This is a genomic window from Bacillus sp. HY001, from assembly GCF_007558965.1.
Classification (GTDB): Bacteria; Bacillota; Bacilli; order Bacillales; family Bacillaceae_G; genus Bacillus_A; species Bacillus_A mobilis.
Genome location: NZ_VLTE01000004.1, coordinates 52,907 through 72,900 on the forward strand (window position 1 = coordinate 52,907; position 19,994 = coordinate 72,900).

Sequence of the window (19,994 nt, forward strand, 5' to 3'; positions counted from 1 at the left end):
CCTAATAATAGACGATGTTTCTAATAGTATTTGAATTAGTCATTCTTCATATTAATATAAAATCGTATATCTCCCTCTATTGTAGAGACTCCATAATCAAAACCATGTCTTTCTAAAATACTTTTCACAATCGCTAAGCCTAGTCCTGTGCCGGAATGTTCTTTACTACGAGAAGATTCTAAGACATAAAAAGGTTCCCAAATTTTATTGATATCTTTTATATGTTCTACATTCATACCATTTTGAATTTGAAAATATACACTGTCATTTCGTTCTTCTAAAGTAATTTTTATATGTTGATTTGCTGTATATTTTATCGCATTAGATATTAAATTTTGAAACACCATTTTCATTTTATTTATATCTGCATAAATAATTGCATCGCCAACATTATAGTTCACATGCAAATCAATTTCTTTCGATTCCAGTTCAATCTTATGCTTATCTAATATACTTTGGACTAGTGATACGATAGGAAATTGTTCTTTTTGTAAAACATCTCTCTCTAGTTTAGCAAATCGTAATAACTCTTCAATTAAATTCGAAATGTGATCCGTTTGTTTAATAATAGTATCTATGTATGTACCATCATCTAAACCATCTTTTATTCCCATAGAATATGCTTTTACTAATGCGATTGGAGTTTTTAATTCATGCGTTACATCACCCATAAATCGTTTTAAATGTTCATTTCGATCTGTTAAATCTTCATGTGCCTCATGTAATTTATCACTCATGACATTAATACTAGTAGCTAATTCCCCTATTTCATCATTCGTTTTCACTTTCGCTCGTTCAAATTTCAAATTTGAAATTTCCTCTGCCACTTCACTTAATTCTTTCAATGGTCTAGTGATTGTTGTTGAAAGTATCCATACAAGTACGATAATGAGAAAAATCGTAATGCCTAAAATATACAAATAAAATGAATTTAATGTTTTGATTACTTCATTAGAATGTGCGATCGAAACCCCTACTAAAATCAACATATCGTCTTTCGCAATGTATTTCACAAAAAAGCTAGATTTCATCTTCTCTTGATCATATATTTTATTCGATTGCCCGAAGTGCTTTACTTTCGTTATTTCTTCTTTAGTAATCCAAAGTTTATTAAGCGCAACTCTTTTCCTTGAAAGTTGCATTCGTAATTCATCATTAATATGATCTTCTGAGTCTTTTATGGATGTATACGCAATCGTAACATTTCCTTCATTTTCAATGCTAGTAATTGCTTCATCCAGTTGTTTACTCGGTATGGACTGTATTTGTGCTGTTATACCTTCTAAGCTTTCTCGCGTTTTATAAATATTATATTTCGGTAAAAGATAGTTAATTAATAATAAAGAGATTGAAAAAATAAAAATAACAGTTAAAGAAATGCTGAAAAACAGCTTTTTTCCAAGTTTATTCACTCTGCTCCTCCAAACTATATCCTAGCCCGCGGTGAGTCTTTATAATATTTTCTCCTACTTTTTTACGTAATCTTCTTACATGTGTATCAACAGTTCGCTCTTCACCAAAATAGTCAAATCCCCATACGATATCTAACAATTTTTTGCGAGTTAAAATCATGCCTTTATGATTTAAAAAACACTTTATTAATTCTAGCTCTGTTTTTGTAATATCCAACTCTTTGTCATTTTTATAAACTTTATTTTTAGTGAAATCTATTTTCAAATCTTGAACTTGAATGACATCATCGTGCTGTATTAGCTTTTTCGCTCGCGTAATGAGTACGCCTGGATGAAATGGTTTTTTTACGTATTCATCTGCCCCGCTTTGAAGAACTGCTAATTCATCTTCACTTTCACTTTTCGCCGTAAGCATTAATACCTTTACGCTTGAATTCTTTTTTATTTCCTGACAAACAGTAATACCATTATGTTTCGGCATCATCCAATCTAAAATAGCTAAATCAATTTTTTCATCAAAAAATATTTGAAGTGCTTCCTCTCCATCTTTCGCTAATAAAACTTCGAAGCCTTCTTTCTCAAAATAAGCTTTTAAAATCCTTAACATATCTTGTTCATCATCTGCGATTAATACTCTCATGCATTATCCTCCATTGCTTTTAAACAAAAATCAATTGTATTATACAACTTCTTTGTTACATCAATGTGACAGAAAAATATTTGATCCTTTTAAGGGTATAGTAAGGACGAGGTGTTGTATTATGATTAAAAAAATTGGGGTCATTACTCTTCTTTGTTTCTTATTATCAACAAATGCGCTCGCAAATACTAATCAACAAATTGAAGTATTTGATTGTCAAAAAGAAATGGTCGTCCAAAAACAATCTTTAGATCCAGCTATTCAAAAAGAAGCTGTTCAATATGCTAAATCCATTACTGGCCCATTTAAAAACTTAAACGTCGTTCCAAAAGATGGTCATATGATAAAAATCCCTTTATCTAAACCAGTTTCTATCACAAATCAATGGTTACATACAACAATTGATGAAGTACTTATTCTCCTCCCGCTTAATCAAAAACCTTATATTATGCTTTACGATGATGAAAACAACCCGCATTTTTATTATGTGAAAGGTGATCCGAAAGGATTATTGAAAGCAATGAATGTTAAATTATAATGTAAGAAAGATCCCATAAATATCATTTGTGGGATCTTTCTTTATCAGTTAGCAACTGCATTTTCATTTAAAAAATGAATAACCTGTCTTTTATGATGGTTATCATGCTCTATAAATTCTTTAATAATATATATAAGAGAATACGGCGTTCCAGTATGAGGACAGTGTGATACTCCATTGGCTGTTAAAGGTTTCTTTAGTTTTTCATCATGCAGTAATCTAAGTTCTTTTACGAGTAACTCTCTTTTAGCTTTTGCTTCTTCAAGAAGTCTCATCTTAGATATTCCTGATTTAGCATAATTAGATGCTAGTTTATTATATGTATCAAAATCAGGAAACTCCATACCTTGTCCTTCTCGCACTGATGATAATGTCTCACGTAATAGATAGTCATCCCAGTTCATAATATGAGATACGATCTCACCAACAGTCCATTTCCCCTCTGATATTGGTGCCACCCACAATTCCTCTTTCATACCTTTCAATGTATTTATCCAAATTGAATATTCATTGAAATCATTAATAATTTTATTTTCTCTCATTATCCAATTCCCCATTCTAATAGTAGATTCATATAAATTATACCACCCATCCACCTAAAAATAGAACAAAAGTTCCGATAGAAGAGATAAATAATAATTAACTACATCCTTTTATATATGTACACATAATGACTCGCTCCTACATATTTTGTCCCTTTCACAAATCCACTTGAAGTATAAAATTTGTCTCCCTGTTCTGTATCTGTATGCAAGACAACAGTATTAAAATATTTTTTCGCATCGCTTAAAATTCGCAATAACAGTAACCTCCCTACTCCTTTCCTTCGGTATTCTTTTGCAATATAAAATCTCCTTACCCTACCAATCTTATTGTTTTCTGTATATGGATCCTCATTTACCCCTCCTATTCCAATTAACTTTTCCCCTTGAAAAATACCATATAAACATTCACCAGTTTTATTAAACGTGTTTATTTTATTTTCATATTCACTTATAAGTCTTATTAGGAAATGAAATCCTTCTTCTTTGCTTTCTTGGACAAGATAATCGTGTTCATATATCATTAAATCTTCTATTTGTTGTATATGTATATCTTTCAATTGATTTCCCCCTTAATTTGAAAATACATAAAAATGCTCAAGAATCATTTATTCTGAGCATTTTTATGATTGTTACTTTATTCAATTCGTAACATGCTTATTCTTTACTTCAGACAATATCCCCTTCAACTCCAATAAATCATCTATTACTATATCCGCCTGAGCAAGTTCATCTTCTTGTGCAAAATCAAAATTACATCCAATCGCAATCAAACCATTATCTTTCGCTGCACGTATATCAGATAAACGGTCTCCAACTACAGCTGCTTCTTTTATATCATATTTGTTTAAAATACTTTTTACTAAGTCGCTTTTATTAAGTGAGTTTATTTGTTCAATACTAAATGTTTCAGTAACCCATTGGTCTAAATCATAATAAGATACGATTGCTCGTAAATATTCAGTTAAACCATTGCTAGCAATATATATTGAACAATTATTTTCTTTTATATATGTAAAAATTTCTTTTACATTCGGGTATAAAGCACCGTTTCCATTCTTAATATTTTCAATTAATCTTTCTAAAAAATATGCATCTGTTTGTTCTCTTACTTCAAGAGAATGATCTGGTAATAAAGCTTCCCAAACCTTCGGTAACGGAACACCCATAATTTCACGGTATTTATCAATAGGTGTTACCGTATCCCAAAATTGTAATGAACGCAAATGATCAAAAGTATCATCTAACGATAATTCTAAAATTTTATCTGTTTGAAATAACGTTCCGTCCATATCAAAAATTAATGCTTGTAACATTTCATTCTCTCCTTTTGAACTATAAGTATGACTCGATATCTTTTTCAGCATCTCAACGATAATTTCTGAACAATAATTTGCGGCAGTTCTTGCGAAATCATCATAGGAAACTTGAGCTTCATCGTCTGCACTGTCAGAAATACATCGTATAACGAGAAACGGTATATCATTTATGTGTGCAACATGTCCAATTGCTGCGCCTTCCATTTCTGTACAATGTGGTGCATAATCGTCTATTAATTTCGCTTTTAGTTTTGAATCCTCAACAAAACATTCACCGCTGACGATTCTTCCTTCATGAACTTCCATATGTAAATTACTACTATCGCATGCAATACGTGCTAACTCTACTAATTCCTTACTTGCGACAAATTCTTCTTGGAACGGGAATAAGTTTTTCATTTGAGTTTTACTTACATCATGATGGGTAACATTCGTTGAAATAACGATATCACCAACTTTTACATCTGGGTGTAACCCTCCAGCAACACCCGTATTGATGATAGCATCTACATCAAATTTATGAATTAATGTTTGCGTACATGCCGCTGCATTTACCTTCCCTACACCAGAACGTGTAATAATTACTTCTGTTCCCATGAATTCGCCAATGTAAAAGGGCATTCCCGCAATCGTGTGTTCCTCTTGTATAGCTAGTTTTTCTAAAAGTAAGTCTATTTCAATTTGCATTGCTCCGATAATGCCGATTCTGTTCATGAATGTAGTCTCCTTTTTTACTTATAAGTCTGCCAACATTTTTTGTAAGACACCGTAATTTTTAGCTATCCAACTCATTTCATCCGCAAAACGTGAAGGTGGTACACTATGCTGATCCATATTAGCTTGAATCCACCATGTACTCTCCATATACCAAAGCATTTGAATTGCCCGAACAATACTCCCTACTGGAATGTCTAATTTATTACGGTATCCCGCTAAAAATGATGCAACTAGACTCTTATTTAATACTCCATCATGTAAGGCACGAGATATAACCGCACGCCCAATATCTAATTCGACATAATCATAATCCATCCGATCAAAATCTAGAATTGCTGAGACTTCATCGTTATGGAATAAGAAATTATCTACCCATAGATCACGGTGCACCCATCCTTTTTTACTATTATAAAATTGATCTATATTTACTAATTGTGTTGCTTCTTGCTGTAATTTTATATGGGAGAGAATATGTTCTTTTCCTAGCTGTTCTGCTTCTCTCCTTTTATTTTCCCAATGTTTCAACCTTTCCTCTTTAGTAGGTGGAACAAATTTAGGTTTTTCTCCTTCTATTAAAGAGCCATCATTTAACAAATCATGCATTTGGCCTATTGCCTTACCAAGAGAGTGGATTTCCTTTTCATTCAATTTTCCTGGTGAAATTAGATTACCTTCTTTATGTTCTAAAACTATATATCTTTCATTATTTTTTGATATATGCATTACATTATTTTTATAAGTTAGGAGCTTTGGACAACTTATACCATTATTATGTAGTCTTTGCTGTTGTTGTAATGCTTGTATTAAAAGCTCTTGGTTATACATTTTGTACCGTTCTTTATTATATTGCTTTAATACAAAAGATCCTGCATCCGTTTCGAGTTTCCACTTCAAATTTAGCCAACCACGATGAATAGGTATTGCATTTCGAATTTTAAATTCAAATAAAGTTTCACACTCTACTTTCAGCTCTTGAAAAATCATTGCAGCTTTTTTATTACATAATGGCTCAACCATCTTACTTATCCTTTCTTAACTTGGAGTTCTTTACATCAGTTGCAAATATTCATCAATATCTTTAGAAATTTGTTTATAAGCTTTATCCCAGAATGTATAACTTGTTATATCTATTTCAAAATGTTTTTTCATAAGCTCTTCCACTGGAGATTTTCCTGTTTCTCGTAAAAACTCTTTATATTTTGAATGAAAAGTACTTTTACTTTCTTGAGCTATTTCTAATAAACTAAAACTAGCTAAATACCCAAATGTATATGGATAATTATAGAAAGGAACATCTGCAATATAAAATTGAACATATTTCATCCAAACAAACGGCTGATATTCTAATAATGCATTCCCGTATGCTTTTTCTTGCGCTACTATAGATAATTTCTCAATTTCATCAGCACTTAAGGGGTCTTCTTTACATTTTTCATAAAAATTCTTTTCAAATTCAAATGATGCTCGAATTGCCATTACATAATTAAAACAGTTTCTTATTTTCCAACTAAGTAATGACTTTTTCATATCTATATTATCTGTTGTTTGAATTAAATAGTTTATAAGCACAGTTTCAAAGAAAATAGACGCCGATTCAGCCGTACTCATTGGCAAAAAATCATCTAAAAAAGAAGTAGATTGCTCAAAACTCATATTATAAAAATGCCAAGCATGTCCTAGTTCGTGCGCAAGTACTCTTACACTATCAATACTTCCGTCATAACGCATAGAGATTCGTGATTCTTTTTCACTGAAAAAAGGAGCACAAAATCCACCAGGTGGTTTATTATCTCTCGGTTCCGCATCCACCCATCCACTCTCTATTGCATTCCGTGCAAATTCTGCTAATTCTTTATCTATATGTTCAAACGCATCGTATATGTTTTGAACTGCTACTGAAAAAGGGATATGAACCTCATTATTCTCCTTTACGGTCATAAGTTCATGCCATGTAATCGAAGCTTTCCCCTTCTTATACACGTTTAAAGCACTTACTAATGTATCAAGATTTTCTTCTGTCGCATTCCACATTTGTAATAATACAGTTTCAGAAATACCATTCGCATGTAGAGATTGCGTTAAAATCTCTCTATCTTCTAATTCATTACTCTTTGTATTACGCAATTTCCCTATTTGATTTAATACAGTAGCAAAGATTTCTTTTTCCTTATATAAAGCACCTGTTAATAACTCGAATACTTCTAATCTTTCCTTTTCATTATCACTATTCATTGCAATATTATTTGCTTGGCCGAATGATACTTGCTTATTATTGTGCTCTATTTCTATCTTATTTCTCAATTGTATGTACATATTTTCCCATGCATGAAGTTCATCTTTTATCAACTTAATATTTATATTATCGGAAGTTGCCACTTCACTTTGTTGTATTACTTGCTGCACTTCCCTTTTCAGATCTTTTACTGTAGCAGTCAATATAGTAAGATCAGATGAAACACTTTCTTCAGCAGATTGACAATACAAATAGTATTCTGCTTTTTCAATAGCTTGTATAAGTTTTGAAAGAATCTCTATATCTTTTGTCACATAATATCGTTCTTTCAACCCCAATATTGGAGTTAGAATATCCTCAATTGGATACAATCGATCTAAATCCCACTTAGCAATTTCATGCATTTTTATAGCCGCCTCCTATTTTTACAAATAGTTACAGATATTTCTCCCCTCACAATTATAAATGAAATGTAAAAATTTTAATATCTTTAAATATTTAGATTCCTATAAACGCATTCTTATTTATATTCTTTTCCTCTGCTACTAAAACGCACATAACATAAACATATGAATGCTACGGCTACTGGAATCAGTATTACTCCTCCAATAAAAGGGTAAACAACTAAACAACATATAAAAGCTACGATAGAAAAAATTTTACCTAACCTATTCTTTATTAATTTCATACCAGCCGCAGTACCGACTATATATGTTACAATTCCTAACGAATTTGGTATTAATACAATTTTATCTATACTAATATGAAAAATAAAACTTATTAATAAACCTATTATTGCAATGCAACCAACAACTTTTACTGCATTTGTTGGTGTTTCTCTTTTTTTATTAATATGTGCTAAATAACGAGGTGACACTTCTTCTTTTCCTAGTGAATAACCTAAGCGCCCCATACTTGCAATAAATGCATTTGTCGTCCCTAAACAAATGATAAAAGCTACAAATCCAATTAGCCATGCAAATTGGTCGCCTAATGTTTGCTTTATTACAAGCACGAGAGCTGTAGTATTATCAGCATTAATATGATAGGATTTCGTTCCAATTACTGATAATGCAATACCAATATATAAAACTCCAATAATAAAAATGGCAAATGTCGTTGATAAAATAATATTTCTTTTTCTAGGTGTTTTAAATTCTGGAGCTAAACTTGCAATAGCTTCCCAACCGAAAAAAGACCAAAAAATTAATAAAGATGCATCTAAAATTGGATTTACTTCTTGCATAGAAATATGTACATTTATATTGTTCATTTCAATATAAGGTAGCGAACTAATAATTGTTACGATTAAGATAAATAAAGTTAATACACCAATACATACTTGAAATAATCCACTCATTTTTAACCCGTATAAATTGAAACCAATTGAAACACTTAAAATAATAAGCGCTATAACGTACGAAAAATGTGATGATAAAGCAAACACTTTCACTATATACATTCCACCAGTCATTGAGACAACGATTTGCCCAACGCTACCCGCAATAAAAAAACACCAGCCTATAATAGCACCTATATTTTTACCGAAAGCCTTTTCTGAAAAAGTCGCAATTCCACCTGCACTCGGATGTTCAATCGACAAAAATGCAAATGTGAATGCAAGTGGAATACTAAGTAATATCATAACAAGCCAAGAAACAATCGCATTCCCTTCTGCTACACTTGCTGTCATACCAGGTAATATAAGAATTCCCGATCCTAAAACCGCTCCGACGTATAAGGCTGTTCCCTTTGTAATAGAAATTGTTTCATCAAAATGATTAGACATTACATGCACCTCCATTTATATTTTAATTATAGAAAGTTATCAGTCTATTCAATATACAAAAGTGTATGTAATTTAACATAAGGTTTTATATTATGTATTTATTCAAGAAATTTACTTTCAATTTTGCAAAGGAGCATAATTCATGGATGAAATTGATAAAAAAATAACCCTATTATTACAAGAGGATGCCAGAATGACAATTACAGAAATGACCGAACACTTACACCTCAGTCGCCCTAGTGTCACAGAAAGACTAAAGAGATTACAAGATACTGGAATAATTGAAAAATATACCGCACGGATATCGTTAGATGCAGTTGGAAAATCAATTCAAGCATTTTTAAGAATTGAAAATCTAAAAATTCCTTGTAAAAAATTCGAGAAAAAAATCTACGAAGAATATAGAATACTCGAATGTCATCGAGTAACAGGTGAAAGTAGCTATTACTTAAAAGTAGCAGTTCACTCTATGAAGGAATTAGAGGAATTAATTGATATTGTTATACCATTTGGAACAGTCAAAACTTCGATGATTTTATCTTCACCGATACCATATCGACCAATTATTACTGATTAATAAGAAAAAAGGATTGATCAAAAGATCAATCCTTTACTCTACCTCATTTAAGAAGAACAATGTTAACGCACCAGGTCCTGTATGCGCACCAATTGCAGCTCCAATTGTATTTACGATAAATACTTCACAGCCAAATCTTTCTGTAATTAATCCTTTTAATGCTTCAGCTGTTTCTAAGTCATCACCGTGGGTCATAGCGATTGTTTGATCTTTAAGATCTTTTCCGCGCTCTTCCATAATATCTACAATTCGGCTTAGTACTTTCTTTTTCCCTCTTACCTTTTCAAGTGGTACAAGTTTTCCTTCTTCTACGTTTAAGATTGGTTTAATGTTTAGTAAACCACCGATAAAACCAGCTACTTTACTTAAACGCCCACCTCTCACTAAGTACTGTAAGTCAGCTACAGTGAAGATATGTTCTATATGGTTCATTAGAAAATCGACACGTTTTAAAATATCTTCTTTTGATGCGCCGTCTTTCGCCATTTTAGCCGCTTCTAATACGACAAGCCCTTGACCAAGCGAAGCACATTTCGTATCAATAATTTCTAAATCTAAATCTGCATATGTTTCTTTCACTTCTTCTTTAATAACAACTGACGATTGATATGTACCAGATAGTTCAGATGAAAAAGCTAAATATATACAAGGATTACCTTCTTTTGCATAAGAAACAAATTTTTCTTGGAAAGTTTCAAGTGATGGTAATGACGTTCTATAAACTGCGCCTTCTCTCATGTTTTGCAATAATGTAACTGAATCTAATGTAACTCCATCTAAATACTCTGTTTCTGCTTCATCATAAACACGGAGTGGAATTAAATCAATATCATATGCTTGCAGCAATTCTACCGGTAAATCCGCTGCACTATCCGTAATGATTTTAACACCCATTTTTAAACCTCTATTCTGTTATAAATATAAAAAATATAAAATAAAAATAGTACTTTTAAATTATATACGTAAAACTTAAATGAAGAAAGGAAAAGACTTTATATTGTATGCACTATTCTTCAAAACTTGAACTGTTAATAAAAATAATGCCATTTTAACCACTTTTTTATTTTTTCTATAACACGAATAATTTTGTGAGTTTTTGTATTTCATTCTTTAATTTTATTTAATCATTTTAAATTTATACTGTTTAAGGTTTAAAAACCAAATCCAATAAGGAAGCAGCTTATAAATTTCAAAAAAATAACTGAACTTTATTTTCCATCACATTGTTTGTTTACCTAAATAATTTAGTGATGTTGAATACTAGTCCAGTTATGATAAATATTTATAGCCTGTACTATATTCACCTCTAATAAACACTGTATCAAAAAAAGAGGTGAAACATTTTATAAAATGTTTAATTTAACTAGTAAAGCTAATAGAATTTGGAGAAGAATTTGAACATTTACCGCAATGTCTGTATCCGTAGTCGTAACTGAAACATTTCTAGAATTTCTAATAACAGTTTCTTGTTTATTAACTTGTTTAATAGATGATTTTTGAAACAATTCTTGTGCTACACGGTCAGCTTTTTCACTATCTGCTATAGAAATACTTATTATAACCACAATAGCTGCTTGTAAAGCTGCTTGAATAGATAAAGCAGCTTTTGTATCTGTAGTAGTAACTTCTACATCTGCTGAATCAACAATTATAATAGATTCTTCAGAAATTTGATAAGTTTTACTTTCTTGCGCAGCTGCTTCTGAAATGCTAGCATTTTTAAAAGACGGATGAGGATTTGAGGAATCTAATGCACTCCACTTTTTGTTTTCATCTGAATGACATGTTTTGTCCATACGTTCACCCCCTTTCAATCTAAATAATTATTAACTTGTGATTGTATTTCAGAAACAATACTTTTAATTTGCTGCTTTTTTTCTGGTGATAAATTTTTTATTCTTTCTTCATTTATCCCATGCCTATTAAAAATATCTGAGAGTAAAAGGTCTATGATTATATTTTTTTGATCCTTATCAAACTTAAAGGAAGAAGATTTGTTTAAATCATCCATTTACAATATTCACTCCAATCAATTTTTTATAAAAATTCCAAGTAACTACCAGCATTATATGTAATTTAATAAAAATTGCTTGGACAAGTAACTTAATCTTTTATTTTCACTTCTTTTTACCAATAAAATCAAAGAGCTGACTTCTAAAAAGAAGACAGCTTCACTTCACATACATATAATTTTCATTTACTGTTAAATAATGTATTTCACCTTTACTATTTTGTAGTTTTCCATACTTACTTTCCCATTAATCTTAAATATTAATTCAGTCAAAATAAAAAATCCAAGCTTGTACTACATATTACAACAAAATATATTTACTTAGAGTTAACCTTTAAAACTAAATATAAACAGGTTAGACACTTTATAAAATGTTTAGTTTAACTAATAAAGCTAATAAAATTTGAAGGAGAATTTGAATATTCACTGCAATATCTGTATCAGTAGTTGTTACAGTTACGTTTCTGGAATTTTTAATAAATGTTTTTTGTCTATTAATTTGTTTAATAGATGATTTTTGAAATAATTCTTGTGTTATTTTATCTGCTTTTTCACTATCTGCTATAGAAATACTTACTACAACCACAATAGCTGCTTGTAATGCCGCTTGGATAGAAAGCGCAGCTTTTGTATCTGTAGTAGTAACTTGTACATCTGCTGAATCAACTATTTCAATATATTCCTCAGAAATTTGATCGATTTCATCTGTTTGTATAGCTTCCTCTAAAAAATTTGCATTTTTACTAAATGAATAAGAATTTAATGATTCGCAATCCTCTTTCTTTGGTTCGCAATCCTCTTTCTTTGGTTCACAATCCTCTTTCTTTGGTTCACAATCCTCTTTCTTTGGTTCGCAATCCTCTTTTTTCGGCTCACAATCCTCTTTTTTTAGCTTAGGAACTCGTTTTTTCGGCTCACAATCCCGATTTAATGGATCCCGGTTTTTCTTTCTTCTACAAACTTCACATTCACACATAAAATCACCCCTTTTAGTCATAAAAATTAGCAATATTAAAATATTGACTAACTACTAGCATCTTATGTATTTTTTAAAATTTTGTTTGGACAAGTAACTTAATCTTCTATTTTATTTCTTCTTCTTTTTTTAATAAAAGAAAGCTGCCTTTTAATAGGAAGGCAGCTTTCTTTGTGACTAATCTAGACTAGATTTCATACAATATAATTGTTCCTTTCTTATAACCTGAGCTCTTCACTTTAGTTATAAAAATGTGAGTATATTCTATAACCCTTTTCAGGAATCATTCATAATTCATTTCTGAAAAGACACTTTATTTCGCTAAAAGGTGATTGCGGAAACAACCGCCTTTTTATTTTTAACAAAAATTTTTTATACAAAAAACACATAATTAAATACACTTAACTTCATATAATATATTGCATCCTCTCTTTTTAGAATGAGTAGTCGTTACTGAAGGGCACTTTTCGAAGTGCTCTTATATTTATGTCCCTTTTCCTTTTTCAGGAGGATTTTTCTCACTCAGGCATTTCCTTATTAGCTTTAATTAATACAGTAGCTACTAACACTATAAACTCTATACGCTTAAACAATAATGCGTTACCGCACACATGAACTACTATTCTTTTTGACTTTGTAACACTATATTCACAAGGTTATTTTCCTTTGCTTGGTGAAGCCATCATTTCACCCCCAACAAACCCACACCTTTAACTAATAACTTAAACAAATTTGCTATGACTAGGTTCTTTTGATATAGCATCTTATGTTCTATATAATGGAGATAGAGCTAGTATTCGGAGGGAGGATATATATGAAGATTCAACTAGCCACATCTAATGATCTAGAATGGATTAATAATCAATATGACTCAATAGGATTTGTACGAAGTGATTTAAATCGAGAGAAAGTCGCAATCATTACATACAACAATGAATATGCAGGTGTTGGACGTTTAGTCCAAATAGATGAAGATACTATTGAAATGGGTGGAATTTTTATTCTCCCTAAATTTAGAGGTCTACAATTAGCTGGGGAACTTGTTTCATTTTTAGTAGAAACTGTGAAGAAATTACAAGTACAACATGTATATTGTCTTCCTTTTGAGGAATTAGAAAACTTTTATAAGAAATATGGCTATACTGAGGTCGATACTACGAAAGAAGTAGTTCATCCAATTATTCTAAAAAAATATAATTGGTGTTTAGATCATTATGATAAGCATGTTTTATTATGTAAGCTGTAAGTGCGCCTAAAGAGAGCGTATATCAAAATATAAATTATTTCTCCCACTTAACTTAACTAAGAACCGTACTTTATTTGGTCACCATCAGCTTCTACAAGAGATACAATTACTACATACGTCTCCTTTTTCCCCCAACATTACATTCGTATAAAAGATCATTTTGTTTAAAGTTACCTTAAATCGTATTCCAATAAACCAATCAGAAGACGAATTCCTATATAATACAATTAAGTAATAAAAAGGAGCGTTATTCATGATAGATGTAATAAGACTCGTTATCTTTATTGTAGTTGCAATTGGTGCCATTATTAACATTTACCTAGAGTTTAAAAAACCTAAAAAAAGTATATTCTCAATCGTTTTTCTATCAGTACTCTTTATCGGAGCATCAGGTTTAATCAAAGATATTTTATCTAAACTTATATAGTTATTTGATTAAAAATTACTGTTCCGTCAATAATGTAAATAACATGATTGTATTTCTCCATTCTCCCTTGGAGAGGAGCAGTTAGCTTTTGCTAGCTGCTCTTTTATTTAAAACGAATTCAACTATTATCCACAAAATAAGTATCATACGCCTTATCAAAAACATATCCTAGCTTTTCAGCTAGTTTAGCAGATATAGTATTCGCTGCATCCCAGTTTGGATATATCTCTTTTTCTAAGCAGGCCAAGATTAACGCTGCACTAACTATAGTCGCCAACCCTTTTCTTCTATGATTGAGATCAGTCGCCACTTCGATTTCAATCCCATTATCATAAATGCTATATGATGATGCACCGCATACAACTGCTCCGTTGTACAAAATACTATACCCTATACCTCTGTTTAAATAATCTTCTACTGAATGAAATTGACTTGTAAAATCTTCAGAAACCTTATGTAATGTAGGGATATTTACAATATGTTCATCTATTCTTCGTAACTCGTATCCTTTTGGAAGCGCAGATATAAAAGATTGTAATTTTGAACGATCAAAAACTTCCGTATTACGTTTGAATTTATAGCGTAAAAACTTATCTATTTTTCTTTCGTAACATGTTTCTAGGCGTTTTTTCCACTCTTCACTATTTACGATTACTAACATTCTATCAGGAATGTTACGTATTAATTCTTCAGTTTCTTTCGCATTCGAATCCCCAGCGTAAAATGTAAAGATCCCTACCGTAACTTGCGCTACTGTTGGATCTTCAAGATCATTTACCCAAGCAGTGCCCATATGTCCTTGTAAATAAGAAAGTAAAACAACATTATTGAAATCCTCGAACATAGTAACTAATTTTTCTCTCGTATGTATATTCGCTTCATATATCATTCAAATTCCTTCTTTCATTAGAATCAATGTACCCCTACTTTTTCATAAGTCTGTTTATTCTACATATAAGCAAACTTCTACTAAACTTCATATTATTATAAATTATTCATAAATATAAAATTATTATAACATCTAATAATAAGTAAATGGCTGTCCTGTAACAAGGTTTACATATAATATACTTAATAATAATTCGCAATCTATAATCTTTTATTATGTAAAAACCCTCAACATTAGTTTAAGGGTTCATTTAAATACATATGTTATAACTCATTCTTATAAACAAATGATTCTGTTCCTCCGTTTTTATATACTTTAGTCACTTGAACAACTGATGTGTACGTATTATCATCATTCGATATCATCTTTTTCATCTCTTCTATCTCAGTATTACCAGCTCCACTCTCGATTTTCAAACAGTTCGAGATGTTAAGATATCCACTCGATGCGAAAAGAATAATAAACGTAAGATCTGGGAAATTAATGAACAGTATTCCAAACTTTACAGGATTCGCAACCGTATTAGATAAAACTAATCGAAAGTTTAATAGTTCAGGCACTTGAACAAAATCTTTAGAAACAATCGCTTCACCCATTATAGTAATTTGCTTTACGACATTCCCCATCTCATCTATAAACTCAGTACAACTAGGTGCATCAATTGTTTTTGCTTGTAGTGATACATTCAATTCAGGATTATGAAAGTCGAAAAAGAGTGTACTTCCCTCCGTTAAACATTGCGGACAAACATTTCCAAGTAGACTAAAATCCTCTTCAATAAATTTAACTTTCGTTTTACAACTACAAACTTTTCCTATTCGAATTGCATCAATCCTAGAACAATCTACAAAAATAACCTCATTATCCTCTTGTACGAAGGATACGATGCCATTCCTCTTATTAAATGAAAGAAAATAAGATACAACAATTTCGTTTCCGGCGATTACAATACTCTCAACTTTTGTAGAAGGCTCTAGATTTCGCAAAAATTCACAAATACTATTTTGGCAACATTGATAATTTCGTTTCGGCTCACAACCCACTTACACTCCATCCCTTCTCTATATATTTTATCTAATACATATAATATGAACGGCGTATAAAAAAGCTTGGACAATATAACTTTACGCTTGGAATATAATTACTTACTCATCACATTAATAATGAAATTACGTCAATAATGAGTAATAACACATAAATTCTCCTATAAATACATATAACAATTTCATCTTTCATGAAAAAAACGTTATAATAAGGTGTAGCCTCTACGATTACGTTATAAAGGAGAATAAAACAATGGCTAAAATTAAAGTATACCAAGCAAAAGAAGAAAATATGGAAGCAGTAAAAAACATCATTGATGTTGAGGAACAAAATCCAACTGCTGAAAACTTACAAAATCTATATGCATGTGTATTAGAAACAGAAGATATGGCATTGCCTGAATCATACATTGAAGAAGATATCTTAATTGATTCTATGGAAGTTATGGTTAACGCTTCTCAAAGCAAGCTAAGAGACTTAGGTGCATACGATGTAATCGAAGTTCAAAACAAAGGTAAGAAAACACAAGTTTTATTATTAGCAGACGAAGAATACGAAATTATCGAAGGCTAATCTAAATCCGTACATACGAAAAAGCTACTTTCCAATTGGAAAGTAGCTTTTTCATTACACTTTTGATGTTTCACTCTTTTTATTCGTTTGTTGTTTCTTAATTACCATGCGCTCATTTCCCATAAAGAAAATAAATACGAAGGCTAAACCTGCTGGTACTAATGCCCACATAAATGTTTGAACAATGGAGCTAGAAAGGGCGTCAATAATTTTATCTAATATTTGCGGCGGGATTTGAGATCTTGCCGATTCTGATAGGATAGCTCTTGAATCTCCTAAAGCGTTTGTATTCATTCCCCCGCTCATACCTTTAAATGCTTCTTCTAATTGATCTTGGAAACCTGTTCTTTGGATCATCCCGAAGATTGTAATACCTAGTGTCATTCCTAATGAACGAATGAAGTTACTCGTTGAAGTTGCTGATCCGCGCTGTTCCATACCGAAGTTGTGAATAGCTGCCATACTTAGTACAGAGAATGAGAAACCTACTCCAAAGCCAATAATAATCATATAAAGCGTTAGTAATATACGACTTGTTTCTGGCGTTAATGTGCTTAATAAAAATAGTCCAATTAGCATAATAACTGCAGAAATAATCATAATGTTTTTGTAGCTAAGCTTCGTCGTTAAAAATCCACCTAATTGCGCTGTTACGACTGATCCTAACATCATCGGTAAAAGTAATAATCCTGAGTTTGTTGCAGTGCCGCCGTATACACCTTGAATGAATAACGGTATGTATACAGTTGCTGACATAAATGCAGCACCGTAACATAATGCAATTATAGTACTCATTCCAAATAAACGTTGTTTAAACATTTCAAATGAAATAATCGGTTCCTCTACTTTACGTTCAAAAAAAATAAATGCAATAATTAAAATAGCGAATCCGCCAAATAAACTTAAAATAAAGCTAGAATCCCAATCATACTTTTGTCCGCCAAGCTCTAAAGCAAACATTAAACAAACTACTGCACCAACTAAAGTAATTGCACCAAACCAATCAATTTTTTGCTCTCTATGAACTCGTGATTCTTTATAAAAGAATGTAATAAAAATAAGTGCTAAAACGCCAAGCGGTAAGTTAATGTAAAATACCCAGTGCCAGCTAATGTAATCTGTAATATATGCACCAAGTAACGGACCAAAAATACTTGATAAACCAAATACTGCTCCGAATAATCCACCCATTTTCCCGCGTTTTTCAGGAGGGAAAATATCAAAAACAATAGTAAACGCGATCGGCACTAATGCCCCGCCGCCAATACCTTGAATGGCACGATAAATACCTAACTGTGTAATATTTTCAGCAGTACCACAAAGTGCCGAACCAATCATAAAGACGATTAAACCAAAAATAAAGAATCTTTTTCTACCATACATATCTGATAGTTTTCCGAATATCGGCATACCTGCCATTTCTGCAACCATATAGGCAGAAACGACCCATACAAAGTTTTCAAGGCCTCCTAAGTCACCAACGATCGTTCCCATTGCTGTTACGACAATGGTATTATCCATTGATGCCATTAAAATACCTAGCAATAAGCCCGCCACAACAAAGCCGAGCTTATTATTCTTCTCAACCATAACCTTGCTCTCCCTCGTACTACTTATATTTGTTTATGTTCTTTTACGACCGCATTACCTTTTTGGTTAAAACTAGTATGATATTCTACAACACTAATTTCACACCCTGGACCAATGGTAACGTTGTTTCCTCTTACTACTTCAGCGATAGTATGCTCTAAATAAATTTCATCTCCTTCAATGACAGACGTTTGGAGGCTTCCTGCGTGACTTGTAAATGGAATAAATCTCGCTTTTTTACGAACAGTAATCTTTTTACCGCCGATTTCTCTCACTTTACTTCCTTCATAACGAAGTGAAATTTCAATATTTTCAGCATTAAGTAATCCATCACTTTCAAGACCACCAGTTAGTGATAGTTCTTCAACTTCGATATCTCCTTTCACATTTAAAGCGCCTTTCACATCTACGAAATCACCAGTAAACTTCCCTTTAACTTCTATCATACCTCTTACTTTCGTTTTTTCAATATGAGCATCACTATTCATTTGTGTATTTCCGTATATTTTTACATATTCCGCAGTTACATTTCCTTGTACTTCACTATCTCCATACACGACATAATTTTTCACTTTCATATTTCCTTGTACATCACTCGTTCCGTACGTTTTAAATTCATTACAACTCATATCATTAGAAATCGTTCCTTCGCCGCGTATCTTCACTTTGTTATAATCCCCGCCTGCTGAACTACCAGAGCCATTGACAGTAAGACTATGTTGATGTTCCATATTACTTTTCCCCTCCCATTAAACCTGCTTAATTTCTTTTACATTTGCGCTTTTATCGACAGTCAGAACACCCGTATATTCAATGAGTTCAATCTCGCAGTTCGCTCCTACTGTCACATTGTTTCCTCTTACCGTTCTTATGTGAGCATAATCAATATCAATATTGTCACCTTCTAATAGTTCAGCCTCTAACTGCATACCAAATACTGATTTAAACAGTCTACTAAAAGTACTTAGTCTATGTTTTACTTTAATCGTTTGACCACCAATTTCTTTCGCTCGACATGTACCGTGAATATTAATATTTATTTCATCGGCGCTTAATAATCCACCAATTGTAAATTGGCCTTCTGAAGAAAAAGTATCCACTTCACAATTACCATCAATCGTCGCTTGACCATTGACTTTAAACTCTTCACCAGTTACATTTCCACCTATCGTACCTTTTCCTGCAATTTTCAAACTGTTCGCCTTCACATCTTGCGTAATTGTTGCTTTTCCATCAATGCGCATCGTTTCTGCATGAACTGTGCCATCGACTTTACCCGATCCACTAATTCTTGCATTGCTACTTTTCAAATTTCCAGTAACAGCACCGTAACCGTTACATTCAAACTGGTCACATTCAATATTTCCATTAACAGTCCCTTTTCCATTTAATTGCACTTTATGAAACTCGCCGCCATTCGATGAACCGTAACCATTTATAATCAAATTATCTGTACGCATACTTTCTCCTC

22 protein-coding genes are annotated in these 19,994 nt (G+C 31.8%); 5 read left to right on the top strand and 17 right to left on the bottom strand.

Translation table 11 applies throughout. The annotated features are described in order from the left end of the window. Positions 1-35 precede the first annotated feature (35 nt). A complete protein-coding gene (locus FOT98_RS02100; protein WP_063259946.1) occupies positions 36-1,412 on the bottom strand; it encodes a sensor histidine kinase in 1,377 nt (458 codons plus the stop codon). Then, on the bottom strand, positions 1,405-2,052 hold the full coding sequence (locus FOT98_RS02105) for a response regulator transcription factor (RefSeq protein ID WP_063259947.1): 648 nt from the start codon (positions 2,050-2,052) through the stop codon (positions 1,405-1,407). Before FOT98_RS02105 ends, FOT98_RS02100 begins: the two co-directional genes overlap by 8 nt. 121 nt (positions 2,053-2,173) lie before the next feature. Here FOT98_RS02105 and FOT98_RS02110 point away from each other — a divergent pair, with 121 nt between their 5' ends. After that, positions 2,174-2,590 carry a hypothetical protein gene (locus FOT98_RS02110; protein WP_063259948.1) on the top strand — a complete coding sequence of 139 codons (417 nt, stop codon included), beginning with the start codon at positions 2,174-2,176 and terminating at the stop codon, positions 2,588-2,590. Positions 2,591-2,634: 44 nt separating this feature from the next. On the opposite strand, the gene FOT98_RS02115 is transcribed toward FOT98_RS02110, so the two are convergent. The 6 genes from FOT98_RS02115 to FOT98_RS02140 all read right to left on the bottom strand — a co-directional run bounded on the left by FOT98_RS02115 (position 2,635) and on the right by FOT98_RS02140 (position 9,190). Then, positions 2,635-3,132, bottom strand: coding sequence for a DinB family protein (locus tag FOT98_RS02115; protein ID WP_063259949.1), 498 nt, complete (start codon positions 3,130-3,132; stop codon positions 2,635-2,637). Between the two features lie 101 nt (positions 3,133-3,233). Then, a complete protein-coding gene (locus tag FOT98_RS02120) occupies positions 3,234-3,692 on the bottom strand; it encodes a GNAT family N-acetyltransferase (protein ID WP_000651661.1) in 459 nt (152 codons plus the stop codon). An 81-nt stretch (positions 3,693-3,773) separates the two neighbouring features. Then, positions 3,774-5,165: a 5'-methylthioadenosine/adenosylhomocysteine nucleosidase gene (locus FOT98_RS02125; RefSeq protein WP_063259950.1), complete on the bottom strand. Its 1,392-nt coding sequence runs from the start codon at positions 5,163-5,165 to the stop codon at positions 3,774-3,776. A 21-nt stretch (positions 5,166-5,186) separates the two neighbouring features. Beyond that, positions 5,187-6,185, bottom strand: a complete 999-nt coding sequence (locus FOT98_RS02130) for a phosphotransferase (protein WP_063259951.1) — start codon at positions 6,183-6,185, stop codon at positions 5,187-5,189. A gap of 30 nt (positions 6,186-6,215) precedes the next feature. Beyond that, positions 6,216-7,805 carry a M3 family metallopeptidase gene (locus tag FOT98_RS02135; protein WP_063259952.1) on the bottom strand — a complete coding sequence of 530 codons (1,590 nt, stop codon included), beginning with the start codon at positions 7,803-7,805 and terminating at the stop codon, positions 6,216-6,218. A gap of 116 nt (positions 7,806-7,921) precedes the next feature. Further along, positions 7,922-9,190 (bottom strand): APC family permease, encoded by a 1,269-nt coding sequence (locus tag FOT98_RS02140; protein WP_063259953.1) that lies wholly within the window; start codon positions 9,188-9,190, stop codon positions 7,922-7,924. 142 nt (positions 9,191-9,332) lie between these two features. Between FOT98_RS02140 and FOT98_RS02145 the strand changes: the two genes are divergently transcribed. Next, complete coding sequence (locus tag FOT98_RS02145; protein WP_061679685.1) at positions 9,333-9,767, top strand: Lrp/AsnC family transcriptional regulator; 435 nt, start codon at positions 9,333-9,335, stop codon at positions 9,765-9,767. A gap of 33 nt (positions 9,768-9,800) precedes the next feature. Here the strand turns inward: FOT98_RS02145 and FOT98_RS02150 are convergent, their stop codons facing one another. From FOT98_RS02150 to FOT98_RS02165, 4 genes are all read right to left on the bottom strand, one after another. Next, positions 9,801-10,661, bottom strand: coding sequence for a DegV family protein (locus tag FOT98_RS02150; RefSeq protein WP_063259954.1), 861 nt, complete (start codon positions 10,659-10,661; stop codon positions 9,801-9,803). 449 nt (positions 10,662-11,110) lie between these two features. Continuing rightward, the gene (locus tag FOT98_RS02155; protein WP_063259955.1) at positions 11,111-11,563 is read right to left on the bottom strand and encodes a spore coat protein; all 453 of its coding nucleotides are present in this window, start codon (positions 11,561-11,563) and stop codon (positions 11,111-11,113) included. Between the two features lie 14 nt (positions 11,564-11,577). Then, positions 11,578-11,778, bottom strand: coding sequence for a hypothetical protein (locus tag FOT98_RS02160; protein WP_063259956.1), 201 nt, complete (start codon positions 11,776-11,778; stop codon positions 11,578-11,580). A 364-nt stretch (positions 11,779-12,142) separates the two neighbouring features. Next, positions 12,143-12,754, bottom strand: coding sequence for a spore coat protein (locus FOT98_RS02165; protein ID WP_144290924.1), 612 nt, complete (start codon positions 12,752-12,754; stop codon positions 12,143-12,145). An 814-nt stretch (positions 12,755-13,568) separates the two neighbouring features. Here FOT98_RS02165 and FOT98_RS02170 point away from each other — a divergent pair. Next, positions 13,569-14,000, top strand: coding sequence for a GNAT family N-acetyltransferase (locus FOT98_RS02170; RefSeq protein ID WP_063259958.1), 432 nt, complete (start codon positions 13,569-13,571; stop codon positions 13,998-14,000). A 253-nt stretch (positions 14,001-14,253) separates the two neighbouring features. Further along, positions 14,254-14,427 (top strand): hypothetical protein, encoded by a 174-nt coding sequence (locus FOT98_RS32195; RefSeq protein ID WP_080467486.1) that lies wholly within the window; start codon positions 14,254-14,256, stop codon positions 14,425-14,427. A gap of 118 nt (positions 14,428-14,545) precedes the next feature. Here FOT98_RS32195 and FOT98_RS02175 read toward each other — a convergent pair whose 3' ends face one another. Both FOT98_RS02175 and FOT98_RS02180 read right to left on the bottom strand, forming a co-directional pair. After that, complete coding sequence (locus tag FOT98_RS02175; protein WP_063259959.1) at positions 14,546-15,316, bottom strand: GNAT family N-acetyltransferase; 771 nt, start codon at positions 15,314-15,316, stop codon at positions 14,546-14,548. A 263-nt stretch (positions 15,317-15,579) separates the two neighbouring features. Continuing rightward, a complete protein-coding gene (locus tag FOT98_RS02180; protein WP_063259960.1) occupies positions 15,580-16,359 on the bottom strand; it encodes a BC_2878 family exosporium-associated protein in 780 nt (259 codons plus the stop codon). 253 nt (positions 16,360-16,612) lie between these two features. Between FOT98_RS02180 and FOT98_RS02185 the strand changes: the two genes are divergently transcribed. Next, the gene (locus FOT98_RS02185) at positions 16,613-16,933 is read left to right on the top strand and encodes a hypothetical protein (protein WP_001062734.1); all 321 of its coding nucleotides are present in this window, start codon (positions 16,613-16,615) and stop codon (positions 16,931-16,933) included. A gap of 54 nt (positions 16,934-16,987) precedes the next feature. On the opposite strand, the gene FOT98_RS02190 is transcribed toward FOT98_RS02185, so the two are convergent. Genes FOT98_RS02190 through FOT98_RS02200 form a run of 3 tightly spaced genes read right to left on the bottom strand, consistent with a single transcriptional unit; the run spans position 16,988 to position 19,983 of the window. Beyond that, on the bottom strand, positions 16,988-18,523 hold the full coding sequence (locus FOT98_RS02190; RefSeq protein ID WP_063259961.1) for an MDR family MFS transporter: 1,536 nt from the start codon (positions 18,521-18,523) through the stop codon (positions 16,988-16,990). Between the two features lie 23 nt (positions 18,524-18,546). Next, positions 18,547-19,254 carry a cytoplasmic protein gene (locus tag FOT98_RS02195; RefSeq protein WP_063259962.1) on the bottom strand — a complete coding sequence of 236 codons (708 nt, stop codon included), beginning with the start codon at positions 19,252-19,254 and terminating at the stop codon, positions 18,547-18,549. A gap of 18 nt (positions 19,255-19,272) precedes the next feature. Continuing rightward, the gene (locus tag FOT98_RS02200; protein ID WP_061679677.1) at positions 19,273-19,983 is read right to left on the bottom strand and encodes a bactofilin family protein; all 711 of its coding nucleotides are present in this window, start codon (positions 19,981-19,983) and stop codon (positions 19,273-19,275) included. Positions 19,984-19,994 lie beyond the last annotated feature (11 nt).

What these genes read in the sequence shown, in the direction of transcription:
- FOT98_RS02140 (WP_063259953.1), bottom strand. Translation starts at nt 9,190, where the DNA reads ATGTCTAATCATTTTGATGAAACAATTTCTATTACAAAGGGAACAGCC.
- FOT98_RS02170 (WP_063259958.1), top strand. Translation starts at nt 13,569, where the DNA reads ATGAAGATTCAACTAGCCACATCTAATGATCTAGAATGGATTAATAAT.
- FOT98_RS02135 (WP_063259952.1), bottom strand. Translation starts at nt 7,805, where the DNA reads ATGCATGAAATTGCTAAGTGGGATTTAGATCGATTGTATCCAATTGAG.
- FOT98_RS02155 (WP_063259955.1), bottom strand. Translation starts at nt 11,563, where the DNA reads ATGGACAAAACATGTCATTCAGATGAAAACAAAAAGTGGAGTGCATTA.
- FOT98_RS02165 (WP_144290924.1), bottom strand. Translation starts at nt 12,754, where the DNA reads ATGTGTGAATGTGAAGTTTGTAGAAGAAAGAAAAACCGGGATCCATTA.
- FOT98_RS02160 (WP_063259956.1), bottom strand. Translation starts at nt 11,778, where the DNA reads ATGGATGATTTAAACAAATCTTCTTCCTTTAAGTTTGATAAGGATCAA.
- FOT98_RS02105 (WP_063259947.1), bottom strand. Translation starts at nt 2,052, where the DNA reads ATGAGAGTATTAATCGCAGATGATGAACAAGATATGTTAAGGATTTTA.
- FOT98_RS02150 (WP_063259954.1), bottom strand. Translation starts at nt 10,661, where the DNA reads ATGGGTGTTAAAATCATTACGGATAGTGCAGCGGATTTACCGGTAGAA.
- FOT98_RS02115 (WP_063259949.1), bottom strand. Translation starts at nt 3,132, where the DNA reads ATGAGAGAAAATAAAATTATTAATGATTTCAATGAATATTCAATTTGG.
- FOT98_RS02185 (WP_001062734.1), top strand. Translation starts at nt 16,613, where the DNA reads ATGGCTAAAATTAAAGTATACCAAGCAAAAGAAGAAAATATGGAAGCA.
- FOT98_RS32195 (WP_080467486.1), top strand. Translation starts at nt 14,254, where the DNA reads ATGATAGATGTAATAAGACTCGTTATCTTTATTGTAGTTGCAATTGGT.
- FOT98_RS02125 (WP_063259950.1), bottom strand. Translation starts at nt 5,165, where the DNA reads ATGAACAGAATCGGCATTATCGGAGCAATGCAAATTGAAATAGACTTA.
- FOT98_RS02200 (WP_061679677.1), bottom strand. Translation starts at nt 19,983, where the DNA reads ATGCGTACAGATAATTTGATTATAAATGGTTACGGTTCATCGAATGGC.
- FOT98_RS02110 (WP_063259948.1), top strand. Translation starts at nt 2,174, where the DNA reads ATGATTAAAAAAATTGGGGTCATTACTCTTCTTTGTTTCTTATTATCA.
- FOT98_RS02130 (WP_063259951.1), bottom strand. Translation starts at nt 6,185, where the DNA reads ATGGTTGAGCCATTATGTAATAAAAAAGCTGCAATGATTTTTCAAGAG.
- FOT98_RS02195 (WP_063259962.1), bottom strand. Translation starts at nt 19,254, where the DNA reads ATGGAACATCAACATAGTCTTACTGTCAATGGCTCTGGTAGTTCAGCA.
- FOT98_RS02175 (WP_063259959.1), bottom strand. Translation starts at nt 15,316, where the DNA reads ATGATATATGAAGCGAATATACATACGAGAGAAAAATTAGTTACTATG.
- FOT98_RS02145 (WP_061679685.1), top strand. Translation starts at nt 9,333, where the DNA reads ATGGATGAAATTGATAAAAAAATAACCCTATTATTACAAGAGGATGCC.
- FOT98_RS02190 (WP_063259961.1), bottom strand. Translation starts at nt 18,523, where the DNA reads ATGGTTGAGAAGAATAATAAGCTCGGCTTTGTTGTGGCGGGCTTATTG.